At 62.0% G+C, this 22,684-nt stretch carries 23 protein-coding genes, 2 tRNA genes and 2 pseudogenes; 13 read left to right on the top strand and 14 right to left on the bottom strand.

Annotated elements, in window-relative coordinates; translation table 11 throughout:
• Positions 1-122 precede the first annotated feature (122 nt).
• The 6 genes and pseudogenes from HB778_RS27680 to HB778_RS27655 all read left to right on the top strand — a co-directional run bounded on the left by HB778_RS27680 (position 123) and on the right by HB778_RS27655 (position 5,397).
• Complete coding sequence (locus tag HB778_RS27680) at positions 123-1,289, top strand: ROK family transcriptional regulator (protein ID WP_183458547.1); 1,167 nt, start codon at positions 123-125, stop codon at positions 1,287-1,289.
• On the top strand, positions 1,286-2,050 hold the full coding sequence (locus tag HB778_RS27675) for an ATP-binding cassette domain-containing protein (protein WP_183458545.1): 765 nt from the start codon (positions 1,286-1,288) through the stop codon (positions 2,048-2,050). The genes HB778_RS27680 and HB778_RS27675 overlap by 4 nt, the downstream gene beginning before the upstream one ends.
• Positions 2,051-2,089: 39 nt before the next feature.
• A pseudogene (locus HB778_RS27670) lies at positions 2,090-3,129 on the top strand (sugar ABC transporter substrate-binding protein).
• A gap of 120 nt (positions 3,130-3,249) precedes the next feature.
• Positions 3,250-4,245 carry an ABC transporter permease gene (locus HB778_RS27665; protein ID WP_183458543.1) on the top strand — a complete coding sequence of 332 codons (996 nt, stop codon included), beginning with the start codon at positions 3,250-3,252 and terminating at the stop codon, positions 4,243-4,245.
• Positions 4,246-4,258: 13 nt separating this feature from the next.
• Positions 4,259-5,029, top strand: a complete 771-nt coding sequence (locus tag HB778_RS27660; protein ID WP_183458541.1) for an SDR family NAD(P)-dependent oxidoreductase — start codon at positions 4,259-4,261, stop codon at positions 5,027-5,029.
• 137 nt (positions 5,030-5,166) lie between these two features.
• Positions 5,167-5,397 carry a hypothetical protein gene (locus HB778_RS27655; protein ID WP_183458539.1) on the top strand — a complete coding sequence of 77 codons (231 nt, stop codon included), beginning with the start codon at positions 5,167-5,169 and terminating at the stop codon, positions 5,395-5,397.
• Between the two features lie 65 nt (positions 5,398-5,462).
• On the opposite strand, the gene HB778_RS27650 is transcribed toward HB778_RS27655, so the two are convergent.
• The 7 genes from HB778_RS27650 to HB778_RS27620 form a co-directional block, all read right to left on the bottom strand.
• Positions 5,463-6,284, bottom strand: coding sequence for a M15 family metallopeptidase (locus HB778_RS27650; protein WP_183458538.1), 822 nt, complete (start codon positions 6,282-6,284; stop codon positions 5,463-5,465).
• A gap of 534 nt (positions 6,285-6,818) precedes the next feature.
• A complete protein-coding gene (locus HB778_RS27645; RefSeq protein WP_179298026.1) occupies positions 6,819-7,106 on the bottom strand; it encodes a hypothetical protein in 288 nt (95 codons plus the stop codon).
• 218 nt (positions 7,107-7,324) lie between these two features.
• Positions 7,325-7,756: a hypothetical protein gene (locus HB778_RS27640; protein ID WP_095201523.1), complete on the bottom strand. Its 432-nt coding sequence runs from the start codon at positions 7,754-7,756 to the stop codon at positions 7,325-7,327.
• Positions 7,757-7,911: 155 nt separating this feature from the next.
• Positions 7,912-8,115, bottom strand: a complete 204-nt coding sequence (locus HB778_RS27635) for a hypothetical protein (RefSeq protein WP_183458537.1) — start codon at positions 8,113-8,115, stop codon at positions 7,912-7,914.
• Positions 8,116-8,237: 122 nt separating this feature from the next.
• Positions 8,238-8,447: a hypothetical protein gene (locus tag HB778_RS27630; protein WP_183458536.1), complete on the bottom strand. Its 210-nt coding sequence runs from the start codon at positions 8,445-8,447 to the stop codon at positions 8,238-8,240.
• The gene (locus tag HB778_RS27625; protein WP_244661643.1) at positions 8,422-8,622 is read right to left on the bottom strand and encodes a hypothetical protein; all 201 of its coding nucleotides are present in this window, start codon (positions 8,620-8,622) and stop codon (positions 8,422-8,424) included. Before HB778_RS27625 ends, HB778_RS27630 begins: the two co-directional genes overlap by 26 nt.
• Before the next feature lie 22 nt (positions 8,623-8,644).
• Positions 8,645-8,720: transfer RNA gene (locus HB778_RS27620), tRNA-Val, on the bottom strand.
• A 217-nt stretch (positions 8,721-8,937) separates the two neighbouring features.
• On the opposite strand from HB778_RS27620, the gene HB778_RS27615 reads away from it, so the two are divergent.
• A tRNA-Asp gene (locus tag HB778_RS27615) sits at positions 8,938-9,014 on the top strand.
• Between the two features lie 788 nt (positions 9,015-9,802).
• On the top strand, positions 9,803-10,036 hold the full coding sequence (locus HB778_RS27605) for a hypothetical protein (RefSeq protein ID WP_183458535.1): 234 nt from the start codon (positions 9,803-9,805) through the stop codon (positions 10,034-10,036).
• A 21-nt stretch (positions 10,037-10,057) separates the two neighbouring features.
• On the opposite strand, the gene rbsK is transcribed toward HB778_RS27605, so the two are convergent.
• The 3 genes from rbsK to HB778_RS27590 are packed head-to-tail and all read right to left on the bottom strand — an operon-like array spanning position 10,058 to position 12,542.
• On the bottom strand, positions 10,058-10,987 hold the full coding sequence (gene rbsK, locus HB778_RS27600) for a ribokinase (RefSeq protein WP_183458534.1): 930 nt from the start codon (positions 10,985-10,987) through the stop codon (positions 10,058-10,060).
• A 4-nt stretch (positions 10,988-10,991) separates the two neighbouring features.
• Positions 10,992-11,444 (bottom strand): RbsD/FucU family protein, encoded by a 453-nt coding sequence (locus tag HB778_RS27595; protein ID WP_183458532.1) that lies wholly within the window; start codon positions 11,442-11,444, stop codon positions 10,992-10,994.
• 42 nt (positions 11,445-11,486) lie between these two features.
• A complete protein-coding gene (locus HB778_RS27590) occupies positions 11,487-12,542 on the bottom strand; it encodes an ABC transporter ATP-binding protein (RefSeq protein WP_095201528.1) in 1,056 nt (351 codons plus the stop codon).
• A 287-nt stretch (positions 12,543-12,829) separates the two neighbouring features.
• Between HB778_RS27590 and HB778_RS27585 the strand changes: the two genes are divergently transcribed.
• From HB778_RS27585 to HB778_RS27570, 4 genes are all read left to right on the top strand, one after another.
• Complete coding sequence (locus HB778_RS27585) at positions 12,830-14,497, top strand: ABC transporter substrate-binding protein (RefSeq protein WP_183458531.1); 1,668 nt, start codon at positions 12,830-12,832, stop codon at positions 14,495-14,497.
• Positions 14,498-14,595: 98 nt separating this feature from the next.
• The gene (locus tag HB778_RS27580; protein WP_183458530.1) at positions 14,596-15,717 is read left to right on the top strand and encodes a carbohydrate ABC transporter permease; all 1,122 of its coding nucleotides are present in this window, start codon (positions 14,596-14,598) and stop codon (positions 15,715-15,717) included.
• A gap of 11 nt (positions 15,718-15,728) precedes the next feature.
• Positions 15,729-16,646 (top strand): carbohydrate ABC transporter permease, encoded by a 918-nt coding sequence (locus HB778_RS27575; protein WP_095201531.1) that lies wholly within the window; start codon positions 15,729-15,731, stop codon positions 16,644-16,646.
• Entirely contained in the window at positions 16,643-16,957 is a 315-nt protein-coding gene (locus HB778_RS27570; RefSeq protein WP_183458529.1) for a hypothetical protein, read from the top strand. Before HB778_RS27575 ends, HB778_RS27570 begins: the two co-directional genes overlap by 4 nt.
• Here HB778_RS27570 and HB778_RS27565 read toward each other — a convergent pair.
• Positions 16,954-17,697 carry a creatininase family protein gene (locus HB778_RS27565; protein WP_183458528.1) on the bottom strand — a complete coding sequence of 248 codons (744 nt, stop codon included), beginning with the start codon at positions 17,695-17,697 and terminating at the stop codon, positions 16,954-16,956. The two genes, HB778_RS27570 and HB778_RS27565, sit on opposite strands and share 4 nt — an antisense overlap.
• A 3-nt stretch (positions 17,698-17,700) precedes the next feature.
• A complete protein-coding gene (locus tag HB778_RS27560; RefSeq protein WP_183458527.1) occupies positions 17,701-18,267 on the bottom strand; it encodes an SIS domain-containing protein in 567 nt (188 codons plus the stop codon).
• A gap of 178 nt (positions 18,268-18,445) precedes the next feature.
• Here HB778_RS27560 and HB778_RS27555 point away from each other — a divergent pair, with 178 nt between their 5' ends.
• Entirely contained in the window at positions 18,446-19,468 is a 1,023-nt protein-coding gene (locus HB778_RS27555) for an aldo/keto reductase (RefSeq protein WP_183458526.1), read from the top strand.
• An 85-nt stretch (positions 19,469-19,553) separates the two neighbouring features.
• On the opposite strand, the gene HB778_RS27550 is transcribed toward HB778_RS27555, so the two are convergent.
• On the bottom strand, positions 19,554-19,826 hold the full coding sequence (locus HB778_RS27550; protein WP_006201846.1) for an HU family DNA-binding protein: 273 nt from the start codon (positions 19,824-19,826) through the stop codon (positions 19,554-19,556).
• Between the two features lie 197 nt (positions 19,827-20,023).
• Positions 20,024-22,436: pseudogene (gene lon, locus HB778_RS27545) on the bottom strand (endopeptidase La).
• Positions 22,437-22,684 lie beyond the last annotated feature (248 nt).

The raw sequence follows: 22,684 nt of genomic DNA, 5'->3' as shown, positions 1-22,684 counted from the left end.
TCCTAAGCCGGGCGCGGCTTGCAGCCTTCCTTGGGTAGGCGCTGCCTTTCAATTTATTTTTGAATTCCATTTGACTGAATAAATCTTTGATGCGAACCTAGCGTCAACCGGGAGCGCAAGGCATGGCATTGCGGGGGACCAATCAGGAGTTCGGGCGGCCGTACAACCGGCGCATCGTGCTGGAGTCCATCCGCCTGCATGGGCCGATCGCCCGCGGCGAGATCGCCAGCCGCGTCGGCCTCACCGTCCAGACCGTATCGACCATCGTTCGCGAACTGGAGGAACAGGGCTACATCCTCTCCGTACGCGAAGAACCCAAGGGGCGCGGCCTGCCACCGGCGACGCTGCGGATCAATCCCGAGGGCGGCTATGCCGTCGGCATCCACATCACCCCGCTCGGCATCAATGCCGCTTTGATCAATCTGAGCGGCGACGTGATCGAGAGCGCCTACCGCGAGGCGCCGAACGCAACGCCCGACCACGCCTTCGAGCTGATCGGCGCGATGGTGTCTGAATTGACCGGATTGCGGGCTGGCGGGCGGGTGCTTGGGGTTGGCCTCGCCCTGCCCGGGCCGTTCGGTGTCGAATCCATGAGTTTTGTCGGCCCGACCACCATGACCGGCTGGAAGGATGTGGCGCTGCGCGAACGGCTGGCGGCCTCGACCGGACTGCCGGCCTTCTTCGAGACCGACATGGCGGCGGCGGCCATGGGTGAGCGGCTCTACGGCCTCGGCGCCCAATTCTCCGAATATTACTATCTCTATTTCGGCGTCGGTCTTGGCGGCGTCATGGTCCATGACGGCAGCGTGCAGCGTGGCGCCTGGGGAAATGCCGGCGAGGTCGGGCACATCCCTGTCGTTCCCGGCGGCGAGGCTTGTCCCTGCGGCAACCGGGGTTGCCTCGAAAGATACCTCTCGCTCGAGGCGCTCCGGCGCTGGAACGGCACAGAGGCCGATTGGGTCGCGGAAGTCGCGCCGATCTTTCACAATGCCATCGCCGTCATCGAAAACCTGTTCGACCCTGAAACGGTCATCCTCGGCGGGCTGGCGTCCACCGACCTGCTCGAACGGCTGGCTGGTTCGACCGGCGGCCTGCACAACTCCGTCTCGGCACGCAAAGACCGAACGACGCCCCGGGTCATGGTCGCGCGCGGCGGGCAACATTCGGTGTTGCGTGGCGCCGCCGCCCTGGCGGTTTCGGGCGTGCTGTCGCCGCGCTTCGGCCAGATGTTCGCTGCAGAGCGCGAACGCGGCCGCGATCTTCTGACAGCCAAGGAGATTGCGGCATGAGCGAACCGCTGCTGGTGCTGGAAAACGTCACCAAGAACTATGGCGCCATCGAAGCGCTGAAAGGGATCAGTTTTTCCATAGGCAAGGGCGAGGTCGTGGCATTGCTGGGCGACAACGGCGCCGGCAAATCCACGCTGGTCAAGATCATCGCCGGCGGGCTGGAGCCGACTTCGGGCCGCATGCTGTTCGAGGGCAAGGAGTTTCTGGCCAGGTCGCCGGCCGAGGCCAAGGCGGCGGGCATCGAAACCGTCTACCAGGACCTGTCGCTCTGCACCAATGTGGACGTGGTGGCGAACTTCTTCATGGGCCGCGAGATCACCAGGAAGGTGCTCGGCATTCCCGTGCTCGACGAGCGCGCCATGGAAGCCGTCGTCGGCAAGGCGCTGGCCAGCGCCGGCACCCGCATTCCGTCGCTGCGCACCAATGTCGAGCATCTCTCGGGCGGCCAGCGCCAGGCCATCGAGCTCAACCGCTTCGTGCATTGGGGCGGCAAGCTGGTGCTGCTCGACGAGCCGTTCGCGGCGCTGGGCGTCGAGCAGACGCGGCGCGGTCTCGACATGATCCGCCAGGTGGCCAGCCAGGGCATCGGCGTCGTCATCATCACCCACATCATGCAGCAGGCCTTTCAGGTCGCCGACCGGATCGTGGTGATCCGGCAAGGCGTCGTGGCGGGCGATGTCGCCAGAAACAAAACAAGTCCCGATGCGGTGATCAACATGATCACCGGGGAGACGCTCGCCGGTGCCGGACCGGCGGGCTGAGGGGCAAAAGAGGGGTCCGGCGCTAGAGGAGCGAACGACATGAAGCGAATACTTCTTGCTGTCTTCGGTATCCTGGCACTGGCCTTTGCCACGCTCACGCCGGCATTCGCCCAGTCCAAGGGGACCGTCTACTATATGGTGCCGACACTGCTGGACGAGTTCCAGACCGGCTCGGTGACCGCGCTGGAGCTGTTCCTGAAACAGGTCGGCTACGACATTAAGACGCTGAACGCCGACAACAAGACCGACGCGCAGCAATCGCAGATGAACGACGTCATCGCGCTGAAGCCGGCGGCGATCATCCTGGCGGCGGTCGATTTCAATGCGCTGAAGCCGTCGATCGAGGCGGCGCGCGGCGCCGGCATTCCGGTGGTCGAGTTCGACCGCCAGATCACCTCGACTCCTTCCGATTTCACCTCGGTGGCGGGTACCATCGAGATCGGCCATATCGCCGCCGACCAGGCGGAAAAGCTGCTGAAAGCCAAGAACGGCTCGGTGAAAGGCAAGGTCCTGCAGGTGCTCGGCGATCCTGGCGATCCCTACACGCTCGACATCCAGAAGGGCTTTGAGGAGAAGATGAAGGCGTTCCCGGACGTCAAGATCATCTCGCTTCCGGCCATGCAGTGGGAAGCGAGCAACGCCGGCACCATCGTCGCCGACCAGATGCTGGCCAACCCCGACATCGACCTGATCTTCAGCCATGCCGCGCATCTCTCGGTCGCCGCCGTCGCCTCGCTCGAGGCCGCCGGCAAGAAGCCGGGCGACGTCATGCTGATGAGCTCGAACGGTGCGCCGGTCGGCCTCGACCTGATCCGCAAGGGCTGGCTCAACGTCGAAGTCGAGCAGCCGCTCTACGCGCAGGCGCGGCCGTCGCCATGTTCATGGACAAGATCGTCAAGAAGCAGGAGATCAAGCCCGGCGACTATGACGTGCTCGGCTTGAAATCGACCGTCACCAAGGAAGCCTGGGGTCCGAACATCAAGATCCCGGGTGCGGCCATCACCAAGGAAAACGTCGACAATCCGGCCTTCTGGGGCAACCAGAAGGCACCGACGGACAAAGTCAAATCCGTCGAATAGGCACGTCGCCTGAAACGCTCCGGGCCTTCTCGGCCCGGAGCCAATCCTCCGCAATTCCAATCCGCGCCTCGTCCGAAAATCGAACTGATTTTCGGAGGCATGCGCCAGCCGGATCAGCCCATGAACCCTCGCACCCGCCAAGCCCTGGAGTTCGTCCTCGACAACCTCGTCTGGTTCATGCTGGTCTTCGTGCTGGTGGTCTTTTCCATCTTCATCCCGAACTATTTCCAGCTCGGCATCTTCGCCAACATCATCGAGGCATCGAGCGTGCTCGGCGTCATGTCGATCGGCCTGGCGCTGGTCATCATCGCCGGCCATATGGACCTCTCGGTCGAATCGGTGGCGGCGCTCAGCGCCATGGCGGTCGGTATCCTCTTTTGCTCGTCAGGCATCGGGCTCGGCGTGCAACTACACCCGGAATGGCTGATGGTGCCGGTTTCGCTGCTGCTGGCGCTGGCCGTCGGCGGCCTGATCGGCGCCTTCAACGGGTTTCTGGTCGTCAAGATCAAGATGAGCGCCTTCATCATCACCCTGGCGTCCTACATCTGGGTGCGCGGCCTGGTGCTGGTCATTTCGGGCGGCCGCTCGGCGCAGGATCTGGCGCCAGCCATCCGCTGGTTCGGCATCCAGCGGCTGATCGGCCTGCCGCTAACCGCCTGGATCGCCATCGCCTGTTTCGTCGTCTTCTCGCTGATCATGGCCAAGACACCGTTTGGCCGGCACTTGGTGATGATCGGCGGCAACGAGACGGCGACCTTCCGCGCCGGCATCCGCGTGAACCGCAACCTCATCATCGCTTTCGTGCTGGCCGGCGCCATTGCCGGCCTTGCCGGCTGGCTGCTGGCGATCCGCACCTCGGGCGCCACCGCCAATCTCGGCGTCGGCCTGCTGTTCAACGCCTTCGCCGCGGTCGTCATCGGCGGCGTCAGCCTGAAGGGCGGCGTCGGCACCCTGCCCGGCGTCTATGCCGGCGTGCTGCTGCTCTCGGCCATCAACACGGCGATCAATCTGATGGGTCTGCCCGCCAACTTCACCCAGGTCATCCACGGCCTGCTGGTGCTGGCCGCCGTGCTGCTCGACGCCTTCAAACAAACCATTCGTCAAAGACTCGCATGACAGGACGGTTCGCATGGCTGGACGGCTAAACGACAAGGTGGCGCTGATCATCGGCAGCGCAAGCGGCATCGGCAAAGGCACCGCACTGCGCTTCGCCGAAGAAGGTGCAAGGCTGGTGCTCGCCGACACCGATGCCGAGGCCGGGCAAGCGACCGCCAACGAAATCGGCGTCCCCTTCATCGGCACCGACATCTCGCAAATGCGCGACGCCGAGGCCGCGGTGGCATTGGCGCTGAAGCATCACGGCCGCCTCGACATCATCGTGCAGAATGCCGGCATCTATCCCTGGCAATTGATCGAGAACACCAGCACCGACGACTGGGACCGCGTCATGGCGGTCAATCTGCGCGGCACCTTCAACGCCACCCGCGCCGCGCTGGTGCCGATGAAGGGGCAGCGCTTCGGGCGCATGCTCTACACCTCCTCAATCACCGGACCGCATGTCACCAGCCCCGGCCACGGCCATTATTCGGCGACCAAGGCCGGCATCAACGGCTTCATCCGTTCGGCCGCGCTCGAATTCTCCGGTTACGGCATCACCGTCAACGGCGTCGAGCCCGGCAACATCCTCACCGAGGCCATCCAGCAACACCGCGGCGCCGCCTACATCAAGAACATGGAGGATTCCATTCCGCTCGGCCGGCTCGGCAGCCCGCGCGACGTCGCCAATGCCTTCCTGTTCCTCGCCTCGGACGACGCCAGCTACATCACCGGCACGACCATCGTCGTCGATGGCGGGCAATTGCTGCCCGAAGGCAAGGATTTCCGGATGGTGCCGCCGTGATCCTTGCTTCACGGCCACGAACAGGCTGATCCGGCGCTCGGCAGATCGGCCGGCAAACACTCCCTTATAGGTTGTATGGAACGTAAGCACCCCTCAAGGGTTGTTTGTAAAGTGCTGATCAAGGGAGGGATCTGAGAATGGCCGATGAAATCAGAACCGATCATATCTACCAGCGGGCTCATGCTTTGGCAGAGGGTGGTATTCACCAGTGTCCAGCCGAGATCGTTACAGCGTTGCTGGCTGAGGGTTATCCGGAAGCGGCCGAGTTGTTGAACTCCGAAAACATCCGTGCCGACCTTCGCAGGGCTTGCGGTGCGGCGATTGCTAGCGGCCAGCAATGCGCCACAAATCTGGGGCTTCGTTATTGATGCTTATATGCCGGCATGTTCGGTCGACCAAACGCGCCTCACGGCTGGCGGCCGCCGACGTCTGATCAGCCGGGTTTCTTGTACAACAGCAATTCGGGCCGGTATTCGAAATGCATGGTGTCATAGTGATACCAGCGGCCGCCCCAGATGAAGCCGTTCTTCTCGAACAGTTCGACGATCGAGAGCGGAATGCGATTCTTGAAGGGAATGTGTGCCTTGGGGTCGGCTTTGTTTCTGTTGTTGTACCAGTAATCGGAGAACCCGACATTGATATCGAAGGCTGCGCCGAAAGAGTGGACGCTCAACCGATCTGTGCCGGCGATGGACCGCCAGACAAAGCCGCCTCCGGGCTTGAGCCCGTAACGGCTTAGCTCCGCAGGCATGACCTCAAGGGCATCGGAAACCTTGCCCAGCCGGTCGTCGATGCCAAAAACCCTGGTGACCTGCACAGTCGTCTTGCCGAGTTTCGGAAGCCATTTGACGTTGGCGATGTGCTTGCCCACTTCCGCGGCACTTGCACCGTAGAGCTTCTCGAAGAAGGCTTCGTTGCGGATACGGCCGGGATCGAAGTCCTCCGCCGGGACCAGCGCGCCAGCACTTGCCGTGGGATAGACATAGCGAAACATGTCCTCGATGTCGGGGCTCTCCAGCAGCGCGTCGGCGTCGCGCGTATTGCCGTCGTCCCACACCATCGTGGTGCCGTCGGTCCAGGTCAGGACATTGCCCGAGATGGTGAACAGCCCGGGATAGGCCTTGAGCAAGGCGGCCTTGGCGGCGGGCTGGTCCACGCCGTCGCCAACATCCCCCGCATAGGCGAAGCGCACGGTAACGGTGATTGCCAATGCAATCACCAGCTGCAGCAGCAAGCGCCCTGGATGCCTGGTCATTGTCCTGCCTCCCGGAAACTCTCCCCCATTTTTCACGCAATTCGTCGGTTGTCGCACTGGCCGCATATCGTTCAAACCTGCTTACAAAAGTCTCGTCAAGCGCCTCCGGGCCAGACGTGGCTTCCTCCTCGGACGGCGGCTGTCGACGCAGATCTTCGATTGCTTCCCAAGAACCGCATCCTTGTTCAGCCGACCGCGACCGTTTTAGACACATGGTGGCCGTCTGCACGGCTGGCGGTGTCGATATCGGGGAATGGATGGTCAGGCAGGGCTATGCGGTCGACTGGCCGAAGTACAGCGCCGGCTTCTATGCCAGGGCTGAAACAGAAGCCAGGACAGCCAAGCGCGGCCTGGGCTGGATCGTTCGACCGGCCTTGGGAATGGCGCAAGCAGATGACGGTGAACTAGACCTATCCGTACTACTCACCTTGTTGGGCGGTCATATTGCGCTCGGCCGGCGCCTTCCCCTGCGAGTTGGCGCCGGATTTAGCAATTAATTCGGAGGCGTTTCCGCCTTCGATGCTAGGCCTATATTCAGCCGCCCATCATCTTTGCCATAGCGCAGAAATCCGCATGCGACTTGTTGAGTGTGGTGTCGCCGCAGTCCTTCAACACCGCCTTCTGTTCATCGGGTTTCATGGCCATCCATGCGGTCTTGAAATCCTTTTCCGTCTTCAGAGTTTTCATGCCGGCATCGGTGAAGAACGGCGACATCTTTGCCGGGTCGTCGAGCGCGGATGTACTGCCAGCCAGAGCCGAACCAGCCATGATTGCGAGCGCCATCGCGCCCGTTGTGAGCGTCTTGATCATTGTTTCCTCCATAATCAGGTCATTCAGCGTGACCTTCCGGAAAAACGTGATCAGACTGACTCGGTTCCACCGCTTACCGGCTTTGAACTCAGGTAGGTTCGCAAAGCCGGCCTTGATGGCCTCCGTGCGGATGTTCCGAGACGTTGCGGGCGTGCCGCTGGAGCCGGCGACCGAAGGGGATCGTATCACGGTCACAGACACGCAATGACCGTCACCTCCAGCCGGCCAACTCAGTACATGATCCTTTGCCTCAACCAGGCAAAGAACCCATTCCCTCCAACTGTTGTGCGGACTCGCGCGGCAGCCCAACCCGCTTTCATGGTAGCGCCGGCATGGCAATCGCAGACGATCTCATGGAGTTGCCAGTCGCTCAGTTCGAAAAAGCGCCTTGCCTCGCCATACGTGTCATCTTTCAGGCCCGACGCGCGCAGCACCGGGTCTGCGAAGGCAACAGCGATTGGTGATCCTTCCCCACGCACCCCGGTACGTTCCTCCAGGCGCAAATATTCGGTCCCTGCAAACGCCGCAAGGCACCGGTCAGGATGTTGTTCGAGAAGTTCGGCCCAACGCTCGATACGCTGGTTCCGTGTCATTGCCGAATATGCAGCCGAAGATTCAATCTTGGCGACCGCATGCAGTTGGTCGAGTGTCTGGTGTTTCATGGTCGGCTCCTGTGGAGAGGGAAACGCCCACGCCTTCAAGGGAATTATCGCGCGCTATGGCTTCGACAAGAGCAGGAAGCTGCAGGAAGAAATCTATCTTCTGACACCACCAAATGGGGCCGGTCTGAACACCTTCCGCGATGGCGCCTATTGGGCTACCCAGCCGCAGGGAGCCGCACCGGTCCTGTGGTGTTCCACTGGATGAACTCGACTTCCTTCCCGGTCACTTCCCGCACGGCCTTCAACAGTGTCTCATGCAGGACACGCGTTGCCCGGTACTGGTCGCAGTGTGGCGACATGAGCGGCTTCACGATGCTCTTGTGGAGCGCTTCCGCTGCGATGCAGCCAGGCGTCGGCATTCTCCTGCCAGAAAGGCGGCACGGCGCGTTCCTTGCCGTCCTTGCACGCCTGTGCGCCATAGATCCAAGCGTAATTGGCGCGCTCCTGATCCTTCTTAGCGACTGCCACCGTCTTCCTCCCGCTAGCGCCCCAAGGGCTGTTTTGAAAGCGAGACAAGTTCAGCCTCGTCTTTGATGCCGGCCATGTAGTTGGCGATGATGCGGGATGCGATGGCGTCTCGCGCTTCCGGCGACTGGTCTTGAAGCTTCAAATGCTCAAAGACCCTGCCGAGCAAAGCCAACTCTGATGGATCGAAAATGCCGGTCTCATTCGCCCTTGTCCGTATAGGCATGGTTCTCCTCCCGGAAATCCTGCAGCGAAGCGTGCCGCAAATCGTCCTCGCCGCGCAAGTGCTTCACCCGACCGATGATGCCCGGCTTCAGCCACTGCGTCGCCGGCCGCTTCATCCCCTTCGGCGCTGAGCCGGGCGCAACGCGGCGCACCGGCCTGAGAGGACCGGCAGACACCGTTGAATTCATTCAAGAAAAGTGGTGGGCGATGACGGGCTCGAACCGCCGACATCTTCGGTGTAAACGAAGCGCTCTACCAACTGAGCTAATCGCCCGCTCCGGCGCGGACCTTTAAGCGGTCGGGACCGGCTTCGCAAGGCCAAATGAACAGGCGACGCCCTGTTCGCCGGCCGGATTTGTGAACAAAACGCCGGCTGTCAAAAAACCTTCTCCAGTTTGCTGTTATGATGGTTTGGTGCGCTTGACACCCGGTGGCGAACCCCTTATCCAGCGGCCCAACGACGAACACGGCTGACACGTGCTCGTCAATGCGCGGGTGTAGCTCAGTTGGTTAGAGTGCCGGCCTGTCACGCCGGAGGTCGCGGGTTCGAGCCCCGTCACTCGCGCCATTTCTCTCAAGGGTTTCAAACCCTTGGCTTTCGGAGAAATGTCGACGTTGGATGTCAAAATCTCTTCTCGCATGTGCGGGGCAGCTGTACCCCGGTCGGCACGTTTCGGCGCGAGCTCGAACCGACTACCGCGGACGCGCTCGATTCCATCCCTGCCGAACTTTTCCCAACTCGCCACGGAGCGGTGGCGTGGAATTTGCCGATGCCAGGTCCGCCGCTGCGCCCTTAGATCCCCGTCTGAAGATCTGGCCGAGGACCAGGCCGATGTATCCCACCTGAAGAATGATGAGCGCAAGAATAGCCCAGCCGAGCGCTTTCCAGATGGAGCCGGTTTCTATCTCAGCCCAGATCGCCACTGTGAACGACGTCGCGAACATGCCCACCAAAAATTGCGGAAAATACATATTGTGCAGTACCACGTTTTTGGCGATTTTCGGCCGTTAAAGGCCCGCCGCTCCGCGAACGGAGCGGCGGGGCCCCCAATTGCCCCCCCGATTGCCGAGTTGATGGTTGACTGCGGCATTGCTGGCAATGCAATTGCGGCGCCAAATACAATGACCCATTACGGGACACCTTCGCCAATGGCGCAAGACCGGATTGCCGATTAACATTACCTGTTGCTAATGTGCCACGCAGAAAGGACCAGCGGCGGCGAGGTTTTTGGCAGGCTTGTTGGCCGCGACGCAGGCGATGCGGGTCTAACGACACCGATAAGCAGATCTCCGAAGACGCGCTCAGAATGATCAGCGCAGAGATGTATTCTGGCATTCCGGGCAAGGAATGCCTGCATGGACGGCGCTACCTGCAAAGCCGCATCGAGAACTCAAAGGCACTTCGAGGAAACGCGGCTGCAGTTGATCGCAGATGGGTACACCATCGTGCCCAGCGTGACCGAGAGCAAATCACGGGTGGACTCGTCAGAAATGGCATTCGACGCTAAACGGCGGCTCGGCATCCCGCGCCAATTCGGCCGCCGTGATTGCATATTGGCTCGACAACAACCGAGACTGGCGAAGCCGTAAGGGTAAGGGATGCTGTCGCGCTCAAACCCTCGCCAACAGCGCCTCGACCTCCTGCAGCGTCGGCATCGACGGTGCCGTGCCCGGCCTGGTCACCGAAATGCCAGCCACGGCACAGGCGAAGCGCACCGCTTGCAGCGGCTCCACGCCTCGCGACAGAGCCGCGGCGAAGCCGCCATTGAAGGCATCCCCCGCACCGGTGGTTTCGACCACCGGCCCGGCGCTGATGGCGGGGACATGTTCGGAGCGGCCCTTCGTGTGCAGCAGCGCGCCCTTGTCGCCGAGCGTGACGATGACGGTGCCGACGCCCTTTTCAAGCAGCTTGCCGGCGGCGGCGCGCGCCTCATCGACCGAGGAGACTTTCAGTCCGGTCAATTCCTCCGTTTCGGTCTCGTTCGGCGTGAGATAGTCGCAGAGCGTGTAGATGCGATCGGGAAGCTTTGCCGCGGGAGCGGGGTTGAGGATGGTCGTCACCTCTGCCCCACGCGCAATCTCCAGCGCCCTGAGCGCCGCATCGATCGGCTGCTCGAGCTGCGTGACGAAGACGCCGGCGCCACGAATCAGGGCGGCATTGGCCTCGATATCGGCCGGCGAGATCAGCATGGCCGCACCAGGACTGACGATGATGGCGTTGTTGCCGCTGCCCTCCTCGACGAAGATGTAGGCGGCACCCGTATAACTGTCCGGCGTGTCGATGACGGCGCTTTTGACGCCGGCATCCTGCCAGGTCCGCTTGGCCATGTCGGCGAAGGCATCGACACCGAGCCGGGTCAGGAAGGTGGTGTCGGCGCCGAGCTTGCCGGCCGCCACGGCCTGGTTCGATCCCTTGCCGCCCGGCCCGAGCTTGAAAGAGTTGCCGAGGATCGTTTCGCCCATGCGCGGCTGGCGATCGGCGCGATAGGCGGTGTCGGCGACGAAGACGCCCAATATGACGACAGGCTTGCCGGAGGCCATGCTGTTACTCCGCGTCCGGCGGGATGACGCCCTTGCGGAAGGCGAAGCAGCCATAGAAGCGGCGCTCGCCGGTCTGGATGACGCAATAGGCCTGTTTGGCGCGCTCGTAGAAGGCGTAGCGCTCGACGGAAATCATCGGCCAGGCCTTGCCTTCGGCCTTGTCGATCTCCTTTTGCACTTCCTTCTGCACCGGCGGAATCTCGTCCGGCTTGCCGACGATTTCCATGCGCGCGGCCGAATCATCGACGAATGTATCCAGGGGGTATAGCGACAGCACCGCCTTGACCACTTGCGCCGCCGGCGCGTCGATGCGCAGGAGCTTGCCGTGCACGGTCTGCTTTGCCACCGAATCGGAGGGGAAATTGGTGTCAGCGATGATCAGATCGTCGCCATGGCCCATCGCCCGCAATGCCTGCAGCACGTCGGCATTGAGCAACGGATTGATGCCTTTGAGCATGATGGTCCTCGTGAAATGCGTTTGAGATCAGAGACGTTGAGATCAGAGACGCTGGCCGGTCTCGGCGTCGAAAAGATGGATCTGGTCGAGCCTCGGCTTCAGCGTCAGCGTGTCGCCGGGCTTGAAGTCGTGGCGTTCACGGAACAGCGCCACCATCTCGCCGTCGCCGAAGCGCAGGAACACCAGTGTTTCCGAGCCGGTCGGCTCAACCACTGAAATCTTCGCCGGTACGCCATCGGGATGGATTTCCAGATGCTCGGGACGGACGCCATAGACGACGGCCTGCCCGTCCTGCGCGGCATTGTCGCCAATCGGGAACAGCGTGCCTGCAATGTCGACGCCGGGTTTGCCGCCCTTACGCATGACGCCCTTGAGCAGGTTCATCGACGGTGAGCCGATGAAGCCCGCGACGAACAGATTGGCCGGCCGGTCGAACAATTCCAGCGGCGCGCCGACCTGCTCGATGCGGCCGTCGCGCATGACGACGATCTTGTCGGCCATGGTCATGGCCTCGATCTGGTCGTGGGTGACGTAGATTGTTGTGGTCTTCAGCCTCTGGTGCAGTTCCTTGATCTCGGTGCGCATCTGCACGCGCAGCTTGGCATCGAGGTTCGAGAGCGGCTCGTCGAACAGGAACACCTGCGGGTTGCGGACGATGGCGCGCCCCATGGCGACGCGCTGGCGCTGGCCGCCGGAGAGCTGCCGGGGATAGCGCTTCAGATAAGGGTTGAGATCGAGGATGTCGGCGGCGCGCTTGACTCGCTCGGCGACCACGGCCGGATCGGTTTTGCGCAGTTTGAGGGCAAAGGCCATGTTCTGCTCGACCGTCTTGTGCGGATAGAGCGCATAGTTCTGGAACACCATGGCGATGTCGCGTTTTGCCGGCGGCAAATGATTGACGACGCGGTCGCCGATGGTGATCGTGCCGCCGGAAACGGTCTCCAGCCCGGCCACCATTCTGAGCAGCGTGGACTTGCCGCAACCCGAGGGGCCGACCAGCACCACGAACTGTCCGTCAGCAATATCGACGCTGACTTCGTGCAGAACCTTGACGGTTCCAAACGCTTTGGCCACCTTGCTGATTGCGACTTGAGCCATATCTCCCCCATCGGCTCCAACTGGCCGTAGGCGCAGAAGCTAACCAACGCGACCTGTCAGGGCAAGTCGGTCTCTTATAGATAAAAACCCAGCCTCGTTGACACGGCGTTTGGTTGTGAGAATAGTGGCGGGCGCTGGTCCAAATGTCGGCACCGATCCGCAATCGGGACTTTAATCGACGCAGGGTGGGGTCCTGCCTAATTCGTATCCGAGCCGGGAGCATCGTTGTGCTTCAGCGTCCGACAGGCGGCCACATCCATTCACACTGATTATGGGAGGAATAGTCGATGAGAACAGGTCTTTACGATAAACTGGTCCGTGCCGGCGCCACGCGTCGCGACATATTGAAGGGTGCGGCCAGCATGGCCGCGATCGCGGCGGCATCCGGTGCCGGGCTCGGTGCCTTCACGCGCCCGGCCTCCGCGGCAAGCGAGCTGCGCTCGAAGATCCTGCAGATTCCGGGCGTTGGCAAAGGCCAGCCGACCGATGCCGATTTCCAGAAGGTCGGCGAACTCTGCCTCGAGGCGACCAAGGCCAATGTCAAGCAAGGCGAATTCGCCGGCGTCGAGCTGACCTTCATGGGCCTCAACAACCAGAACTTGCACAATGTGCTGTTCCGCGGCTTCCTGAAGCCGTGGGAGGCCTATACCGGCGCCAAGATCAGCTGGATCGACCTGGCGCAGGCCGACTACAACGCCCGCCTGCAGCAGTCGATCGCCACCGGCACCGTCGACTTCGACATCATCGAGATGGGTGCGCCCTTCGAAGGCGATGTCTGCGGCAAGGGCCTGACCTCCGAGATGCCCGACTGGGTCAAGAAGCAGATCGATTTCGACGATCTGGTCAATTATCTGAAGCCGCCGGTCGGCACCTGGGACGGCAAGCAGTATCGCGTCACCATCGACGGCGACACGCACAACTTCAACTACCGCACCGACGTGTTCGCCGATGCCGACCTCGCCAAGCAGTGGAAGGACGGCGGCGGGGCCGGAGAATGGGGCGTGCCGAAGACCTGGCAGCAGGTGCAGGCCGTGACCAAATTCCTCAAGGGCAAGAAATTCAAGGGCCAGGACGTTTATGGCTATCTCGATGCGCCCAAGCCCTGGGGCGGTTTCGGCTTCTACTTCCTCGGCAGCCGCGCCACCGCCTATGCCAAGCATCCCGATGACAAGGCATGGCTGTTCGACGCCGACACGATGAAGCCGCGCATCAACAATCCGGCCTGGGTGCGTGCCATCCAGGACGTGATCGACGCGCTGCCCTCCGAGCCGGCCGACCAGATCAACGCCGACCCGAACACCACTGGCTTCCAGCAGTTCCTGGCCGGCACGGGTTCGATGATCCCCTGGTGGGGCGACATCGGCTCCAACGTCAAGACCAACGATTCCTCGGTCATCGGCGACGTCACCGGCTTCTCGATCCTGCCGGGTTCGGACGACGTCTACAATTCCAAGACCGGCAAGTGGGAGAAGCTCGCCAGCGGGCCGAACTATTCGCCGAACTGCGCCTATCTCGGCTGGGGCGTCTATGTCATGGCCCGCGTCGACAAGGACGAGAAGAAGAAAAAGGCGGCCTGGTCCGCAGCCGCCCATCTCGGCGGCAAGGACCTGTCGATCTGGACGGCGATGTACCCGTCCGGCTTCCAGCCCTACCGCAACTCGCATTTCGATATTCCGGAGTGGGTGGCGGCCGGCTACGACGAGGCCTTCATCACCTCGTATCTGAAGTCGGAAGGCGACAGCTACAACCATCCGAACGCGGCGATCGAGCCACGCATCCCCGGCATCTTCCAGTACTATTCCGCCGCCGAGGACATTCTGGCCAACACCTTCGCCGGCAAGATGAAGGCGCAGGAAGGCGCCGATGCCATCGCGGCGGCCTGGGAAAAGCTCACCGATCAGATCGGCCGCGAAAAGCAGATCAAGCTCTACAAGGCCTCGCTCGGCCTGGCCTGATCGTAGCGTGAATCTGGGGTCCGGCGACGAAAGCCGCCGGACCCTGTCTTGACCGGCGCCGCCGGTCGCGAAGTGCCTTCTGCAACCGGACGAGACGCGTGGCTGACCAGATTTTGCCCACCAAGGATTGGCCGGCAAACGCCGTCCCATCCGACCTGATACCGCCAGGCCGCAAACGCTTGGGCTGGGCGGTGATGGCCGCTGCGACGCTCGGCCTGCTGGCAACGATCCTTGTCCAGATCCTCTACAAGAGCGAGGTCGACACGATCGGCTTCGAGACATGGCGTCCCGTGGTCTACGCCTATGTGCTGTGGGGCGTGGCACTCGGCATCGGCCAGGTGCTGACGCGTGGCGAGGACGGCCAGCGCGCGCTGTTCCTGCTGCCGGCGCTGCTCTTCACCATCGCCATGGTGATCTTCCCGACGCTGTTCGGTTTCTACATCGCGCTGACCGACTGGAATCTCTCCTCCTTCAGCGGGCGCAGGTTCAACGGGCTCGACAATTTCTGGCAGATGCTGGCAGATCCCTACTACCGCAATGCGCTGTTCAATATGGTGCTCTATGTGCTGGCGGTGCTGGTCGAATATGTCATCGCCTTCGGCTTGGCGCTGCTGCTCAACGCGCAGATCCGGGCGCGTAAATTCTTCCGTGTCGTCTTCCTGATGCCGCTGATGCTGTCGCCGGTCGCGGTGTCGTGGATGGTCGGCAAGTCACTGATGGAATATCGCTTCGGCCCGGCGGCGACACTGGCGCGCCATCTCGGCTGGGAAAACCCGGCCTTCTTCTCGGATCCGATCATCGCTCGCATCTCGATCATGGTGCTGGATGCCTGGACCTTCATCCCGTTCATGATGATCATGCTGCTCGCTGGCCTGCAGGCGATGTCGCGTGAGATCCTCGAAGCCGCACGGGTCGACGGCGCCAATGCGTGGCAGACCTTCTGGCAGGTCACCTTTCCGCTGATGCTGCCGGTGTCGGTGACGGCGGTCATCCTGCGCATCATCTTCAAGCTGAAGCTGGCCGACATCATCATCACGGTGACCTCGGGTGGGCCTGGTGGCGCCACCGATTCCGTCTCCAGCTTCATCTACCGCGAATACCGCGACCGCTCCAATGTCGGCTATGGCACCATGCTGGCGATGGCCTATCTGGTCATCATCATCGTGTTCGTGACCTGGCTGCTGAAATTCGCCAACCGCTTCGTGCGCAACGTCAACTGAGCGGTGGGATCATGAGCGTTCAAACCACCGAATACACCGTTTCCGAAATCCGCTCTCCGGCGAGCTTCATCACCAGCCGCGTCTTCATTTATGGCGCGCTCGTGTTCTGGGCTTTCATCTGCCTGTTCCCGATCTACTGGACGCTAACGACCTCGTTCAAATCGGCGGTCGACGTCACCCAAGGCCATCTGATTCCCTTCGTCGACTTCCAGCCGGACTGGAAGGGCTGGCGATCGCTCGGCCTCTCGCCCGATTCGATCTTCGAGACCTCGACGGTGCGCGACGAGTTCTTCAAGCGCTTCATGAATTCGGTCATCACCTCGGTCGGCGCGTCGAGCCTCGCCATCGTCATCGGCAGCCTCGCCGCCTACGGCCTCACGCGCTACCGCTACAAGTTCGCCTGGTTCAAGAACGAGGACATCTCCTTCTTCTTCCTGTCGCAGCTGATCCTACCGCCCGTGGTGCTCGCCCTGCCCTTCCTGGTGCTCTACCGGGAAGTCGGCCTGCTCGACACGCGCATCGGGCTGATCCTGCTCTACACGCTGATGGTGCTGCCGATCGTCATCTGGATCATGCGCGACCAGTTCAACTCAATCCCGGTCGAACTGGAGGAAGCAGCCCTCGTCGACGGCCTGTCGATCTGGGGCGCGTTTTTCCGCATCGTCATGCCGATCGCGCTGCCGGGCATGGTCGCCGCCTTCATCCTGGCGATGGTGCTGTGCTGGAACGAGTATTTCTTCGCCGCCCTTCTGACCTCGACCGACGCCAAGACCATTCCAGTCATGGTGGCGAGCCAGACCGGCTCGCAAGGCATCAACTGGTGGTCGATGGCAGCCCTTGCCACCGCCGCGATTGCACCGCTGGCGGTCATCGGCATTGCTTTGGAACGCTATCTGATCATGGGCATGACCGCGGGAGCCGTGAAGTGACGAACCAATACTGGTTCGCACGCAACATCCGTGTCGGTTATGTCGGCCGCGACCGCTATGGCAAGGGTGTCATGCCGATCGCCTGGCAGGGTCGCGCCGTCATCGCCGGCTTTGTGCTGGCGATGGTCTGCGGCGGCCTGCTCATGGCGCTGGTGGGCTTTTACGCCGATCACCTGGCGCTTGGCATAGCCCTCTACGTCATCCTGGCGATAGCCGGTGCCGGCATGTTCATCTGGGCCGTGGCCACCAAGAGCGATCCGGACAAGTCGATCGCCGACTACCGGGCGGAGCGGTTGAAAAGCCGGGGTTAGGCCTTCAGGATCGCGCGCAGGTGGTCCATGATCATGGCGACGCCCTTTTGCCCCAGTTCAGCCGATGCGTCCTTGGCATCAGCCGTATACCAGCCGGTATTGTCGGCGAAGTGCACGGCATCGACAGCCTCCGGACATAGCGCCAGCATCAGCGATGTCTCTCCAATGCCGGCATGGTCGAACGGGTACTTGCCGTTCATGGCGGCCGGCATCAGCGGATGCACCTGCACCCAGTTGAAAAAATTTTCACCGGCGGCATGACCGGCATAATAGTCGGCCATGTCCTTCGAGCCCCACCAGCCCTCGCCGCGCTGCTTCTCGAGGAAGCGGAAGATCGCCTGGCGGCCGGCGGTCTTGAAGGCGAGATCGGTCGGCATGCCGGCGGCGAAGTTTTCCGTCTGGTGATGGATGATGGCGTGGATGTTGCGGAAGCCGATGCGCAGCAGGCTGTAGAACAGCTCCTCGCCGAACGGCGCGAGCTGATTGCCGCCGACCTGCACGGAACCTGTGCCTTCCGGCGGCGCCACTGCGTAGCTCGCCGCGCCGTAATAGAAGGGCGGCAGGATGACGACATCCCTCTCCTTCTCGAACAGTTCGAGCGTCTTGATGACGGCCAGCGTGTCCATGCCGACGGCCATGTGCTCGCCATGGTATTCGAGCACTCCGAGCGGCAGCGCGACCGGCCAATTCTGCGCGATCGCCTTGCGGATCTGGTGCGGCAGCATCAGCTCATAGCGCATGATCTATTCCATGTTGGTGTGGCGGGCACGCATGGCTTCGGACGACGCACCGGTCAGCGATTTGAGCTTCAGCACCATCACTTCGAACAGCAGGAACAGCGCGCCTTCGAACACCGAGCCCATCGGCAGCACCGATGTCCTTTGCGACCCCTGGTCATTGGCCATGGTTTGGGCCGGGATGAGCAGCGTGGTGTCGGCCAGTTTGGCCGCACTGCCGTCGGCCTGGGCGGTCAGCAGCAGATTGGTCGCGCTGGCGTCGCGCGCGACGCGCATCAAGGTGAGCACCGTCGAGGTCTCTCCCGGCCCGGAACTGGCCAGGAAGACATCACCAGGCCCCAAGGGCGGCGTGGTCATGTCGCCGACCACCGAGACCGGCAGGCCGAGATGATAGAGCCGCATGGCGAAACCCTTGACCTGCAAGGCCTCGCGGCCGCAGCCATAGACGACGATCTGCCTGGCTTCGGCCAACAGCTTGCAGGCGGCGTCGATCTGGCTGTCATCCACCCGCGCCAGCACGGCGCCCAGTTCGTCGAGCGCGGTCTTGAACAGGGTTTCGCTCCGGTCGCTCACGGCAAACCCGCCCTCGAAATCATCTTGCGATTTCCCACGAACAGCTTGATTTCGTTCATGCTAGCAATCGCGAAAATGCGTGTCCAACGCTGTGCAACGCTTTTGCGGGGCCACAGGCGTGATAGTGTCATGTCAGACAAATCAGCTCAGACAGATCAACCCGGGAAAACTGCAGGACATGAAGACACGGCATTTCGACCGCATCGGCAATGGCGGCCTCACCTTTACGGAACTCGGCTTCGGCACGGCACCGCTCGGCAATCTCTACCGTGCCGTTTCGGACGAGGATGCCAATGCCACGCTCGACGCCGCCTGGGCGACCGGCTGCCGCTATTACGACACCGCGCCGCTCTATGGGCTCGGCCTGTCGGAAACACGACTCAACCCATTCCTGCGCGGCAAGAGGCGCGACGACTATGTGCTGTCGAGCAAGGTCGGTCGCCTCATGCGCGCCTGCCCGCCGGAAGAGCGCACGGGCATCGGCAAGTTCTTCGACACGCCTTCGCGGCGCGAGGTCTACGACTACAGCTATGACGGCGTGATGCGCTCATTCGAGGCCTCGCTCGAGCGGCTTGGTGTCGACCGCATCGACATCCTGTTCGTGCATGATGTCGACATCTTCACCCATGGCAGCAAGGAGGCGTCCGACCAGCGCATCGAGGAATTCATGCGCTCGGGCTATTACGGGCTGCTGTCGCTGCGCGACCAGGGTGCGATCAAGGCGTTCGGCGGCGGCATCAACGAATGGCAGGTTGCCCAGACCCTGGCCGAGCGCGGCGATTTCGACCTGTTCCTGCTTGCCGGGCGCTACACGCTGCTGGAACAGGAGGCGCTGACATCCTTTCTGCCGCTCTGCCAGAAGCGCGGCATCGGCATCGTGCTGGGCGGTCCCTACAATTCCGGCATCCTGGCGACAGGGCCGAAGCCCGGCGCCTACTACAACTATTCCGAGGCACCGAAGGACGTGCTCGAGCGGGTCGCCGGTATCGAGGCGGTCTGCAAACGCCATGGTGTCAGGCTGATCGAGGCCGCGCTGCAATTTCCGGCGCTGCATCCGGCGGTCGTCTCGGTGATCCCCGGCGGCCAGCGGCCAAGCGAGGTCGAAAGCAACCGGTCACTGCTCGACGCGAAGCTGCCCGCGGCGCTCTGGGCCGACCTCAAGAAGGAAGGCTTGATGCGCGCTGATGCGCCGACCGCATAACGCGGCGATCATTCACCGCCGCAGGCGCAAAATGAAAAGCCGGGCGAGCCCGGCTTTTCTGTCTCTCTGAAAAAGAAAAACGCGCTTAGTTGACTGCGTCCTTCAGGCCTTTGCCGGCCGAGAACTTCGGCACGGTGCGTGCCGGGATCTTCACTTCGGCGCCGGTCTGCGGGTTGCGGCCGGTCGAGGCCGCACGCTTTGACACGGTGAAATTGCCAAAGCCGACAAGCCGGACATCGCCGCCCTTCTTCAGTTCGCCGGTGATCACGGAAAATACCGCATCGACCGCCGACTGCGCGTCACCCTTCGAAATGCTCGCGGCGTCGGCGACAGCGGACACCAGTTCGTTCTTGTTCATAAAAATTCCCTTCCATGAGAACACCGGAACTAACGACTCATCCGGCAGGAAACGGACTTTAGAAAGAAGCGTTCCCGCAACCAAGTCGAAAAGGCAGGAAAAAAGCGGAAAAAGCCCGGAAATCCGGGGTTTTTCACATGAAAAAAGCCGGGCGCGAGGCCCGGCTTTCCGTTTGTGCACTGCAACCTTAACAAATATCAATGCGCGAGCGACTTTCCAGCGTCGTCGGCACTGTCGGTCGAGGCCGGCGGATTGACCGGTTCGACCCATTCGATCGGCTCCGGCATACGCACCAATGCGTGGCGCAACACCTCACCGACGCGCGAGACCGGAATGATCTCCATGCCGTTTTTCACATTGTCCGGAATCTCCGCCAGATCCTTGGCGTTGTCTTCCGGGATCAGCACCTTCTTGATGCCGCCGCGCAGCGCGGCGAGCAGCTTCTCCTTGAGGCCGCCGATCGGCAAGATGCGGCCGCGAAGCGTTATCTCGCCCGTCATAGCCACATCGGCGCGGACCGGAATGCCCGTCAGAACCGACACGATGGCTGTCGCCATGGCGGCACCCGCAGACGGGCCGTCCTTCGGCGTGGCGCCTTCCGGCAAGTGGACGTGGATGTCGCGCTTGTCGAACAGCGGCGGTTCGATGCCGAAATCGATGGCGCGCGAGCGGACATAGGAGGCCGCCGCCGAAATCGATTCCTTCATCACGTCGCGCAGATTGCCGGTCACCGTCATGCGGCCCTTGCCGGGCATCATGACGCCTTCGACCGTCAGCAACTCGCCGCCGACTTCCGTCCAGGCAAGACCGGTGACGACACCGACCTGATCGTCAGCCTCGACCTGACCGAAGCGGAAGCGCTGGACACCGAGGTAATCGGCGAGATCTCGCCGCCGTGATGTTCACCGTCTTCTTCTTCGTCTTCAGGATCTCGGTCACGGCCTTGCGCCCAAGCTTCATCAGCTCGCGCTCCAGGCTCCGGACGCCCGCTTCACGGGTGTAGGTCTGAACGATGCCGCGGATCGCGTCCTCGCTGACGGAGAACTCCTTCGGCTGCAGCGCGTGATCGCGGATCACCTTCGGCATCAAGTGCCGCTTGGCGATCTCGATCTTCTCGTCCTCGGTGTAACCGGCGATACGGATGATCTCCATGCGGTCCATCAAAGGCGCAGGGATGTTCAGCGTATTCGCCGTCGTCACGAACATCACGCTCGACAGATCGTATTCGACCTCGAGGTAGTGATCCATGAACGTCGAGTTCTGCTCGGGATCGAGCACCTCGAGCAGCGCCGATGACGGATCGCCACGGAAGTCCTGGCCCATCTTGTCGATCTCGTCGAGCAGGAAGAGCGGATTGGACTTCTTCGCCTTCTTCATCGACTGGATGACCTTGCCGGGCATTGAGCCGATATAAGTGCGGCGGTGGCCACGGATCTCGGCCTCGTCGCGCACGCCGCCCAGCGCCATGCGGATGAACTCACGTCCAGTCGCCTTGGCGATCGACTTGCCGAGCGAGGTCTTGCCGACGCCGGGAGGTCCGACGAGGCACAGGATCGGCCCCTTCAGCTTCTTCTGCCGGCTTTGGACGGCGAGATACTCGACGATGCGCTCCTTGACCTTGTCGAGACCGAAGTGATCGGTATCGAGCACGTTCTGCGCGAAAGCCAGGTCCTGCTTGACCTTGGAGTTCTTGCCCCACGGTATCGACAGGATCCAGTCGAGATAGTTGCGCACCACGGTCGATTCCGCCGACATCGGCGACATCGTCCTGAGCTTCTTCAATTCAGCTTCCGCCTTTTCGCGGGCCTCCTTGGAGAGCTTGGTCTTCTTGATGCGCGCCTCGATCTCGGCGGCCTCGTCGCGCCCGTCCTCGCCTTCGCCGAGCTCCTTCTGGATCGCCTTCATCTGCTCGTTGAGGTAGTACTCGCGCTGCGTCTTCTCCATCTGGCGCTTGACGCGCGAGCGGATGCGCTTCTCCACCTGCAGGACGGAGATTTCGGCTTCCATGAAGCCCATCGCCTTTTCCAGCCGCTCCTTGACCGAGAGCGTGGCCAGCATTTCCTGCTTTTCAGGGATCTTGATGGCGAGATGCGAGGCAACCGTATCGGCGAGCTTGGAATAGTCGTCGATCTGGCTGGCAGCGCCCACCACTTCGGGCGAGATCTTCTTGTTCAGCTTGACGTAATTTTCGAAGTCGGTGACGACCGAGCGGGCAAGCGCCTCGACCTCGACCTCTTCCTCTTCCGGCTCGACCAGCGCCGTGGCGCGGGCTTCGTGGAAGTCGGGACGGTCGGTGAAGGAGACGATTTTGGCACGCGAAGCGCCCTCGACCAGAACCTTGACGGTGCCGTCGGGCAGCTTCAGCAATTGCAGCACATTGGCGAGCGTGCCGATGTCGAAGATGGCATCGGGCTCGGGATCGTCATCGGCGGCATTCATCTGGGTGGCAAGCAGGATCTGCTTCTCCTGACCCATCACCTCTTCCAGCGCCTTGATCGACTTTTCGCGCCCGACAAAGAGCGGAACGATCATGTGCGGAAACACCACGATGTCGCGCAGTGGGAGGACTGCGAAGACGCCGTCGCTGGCAGCCTTGGATATTTTGGCCATTGTCCAACCTTTCATGTCGCGGCCACCCATCAGGCCAACCGCGAATCTTATATTAACGACCGGGGATCGTTCCGCCTACCACCGTTTGTGACGGGAGTTTTACAGCACAGAAATCGGGCACCTCGGCCTTCCAGTGTTAGGTGGATGCAAGCGGGGCAAAGATCAAGAGTTAACATCGCCTGCAAATCCACTCCATCACTGAGGTCGCGTGCCCTACACAGCAAAACGGCGCCGCAACGGCGCCGTTC

The organism is Mesorhizobium huakuii (assembly GCF_014189455.1).
GTDB lineage: Bacteria > Pseudomonadota > Alphaproteobacteria > Rhizobiales > Rhizobiaceae > Mesorhizobium > Mesorhizobium huakuii_A.
The sequence above is the reverse complement of the archived record's forward strand: the minus strand, read 5'-3'. Positions and strand labels throughout refer to the sequence as shown.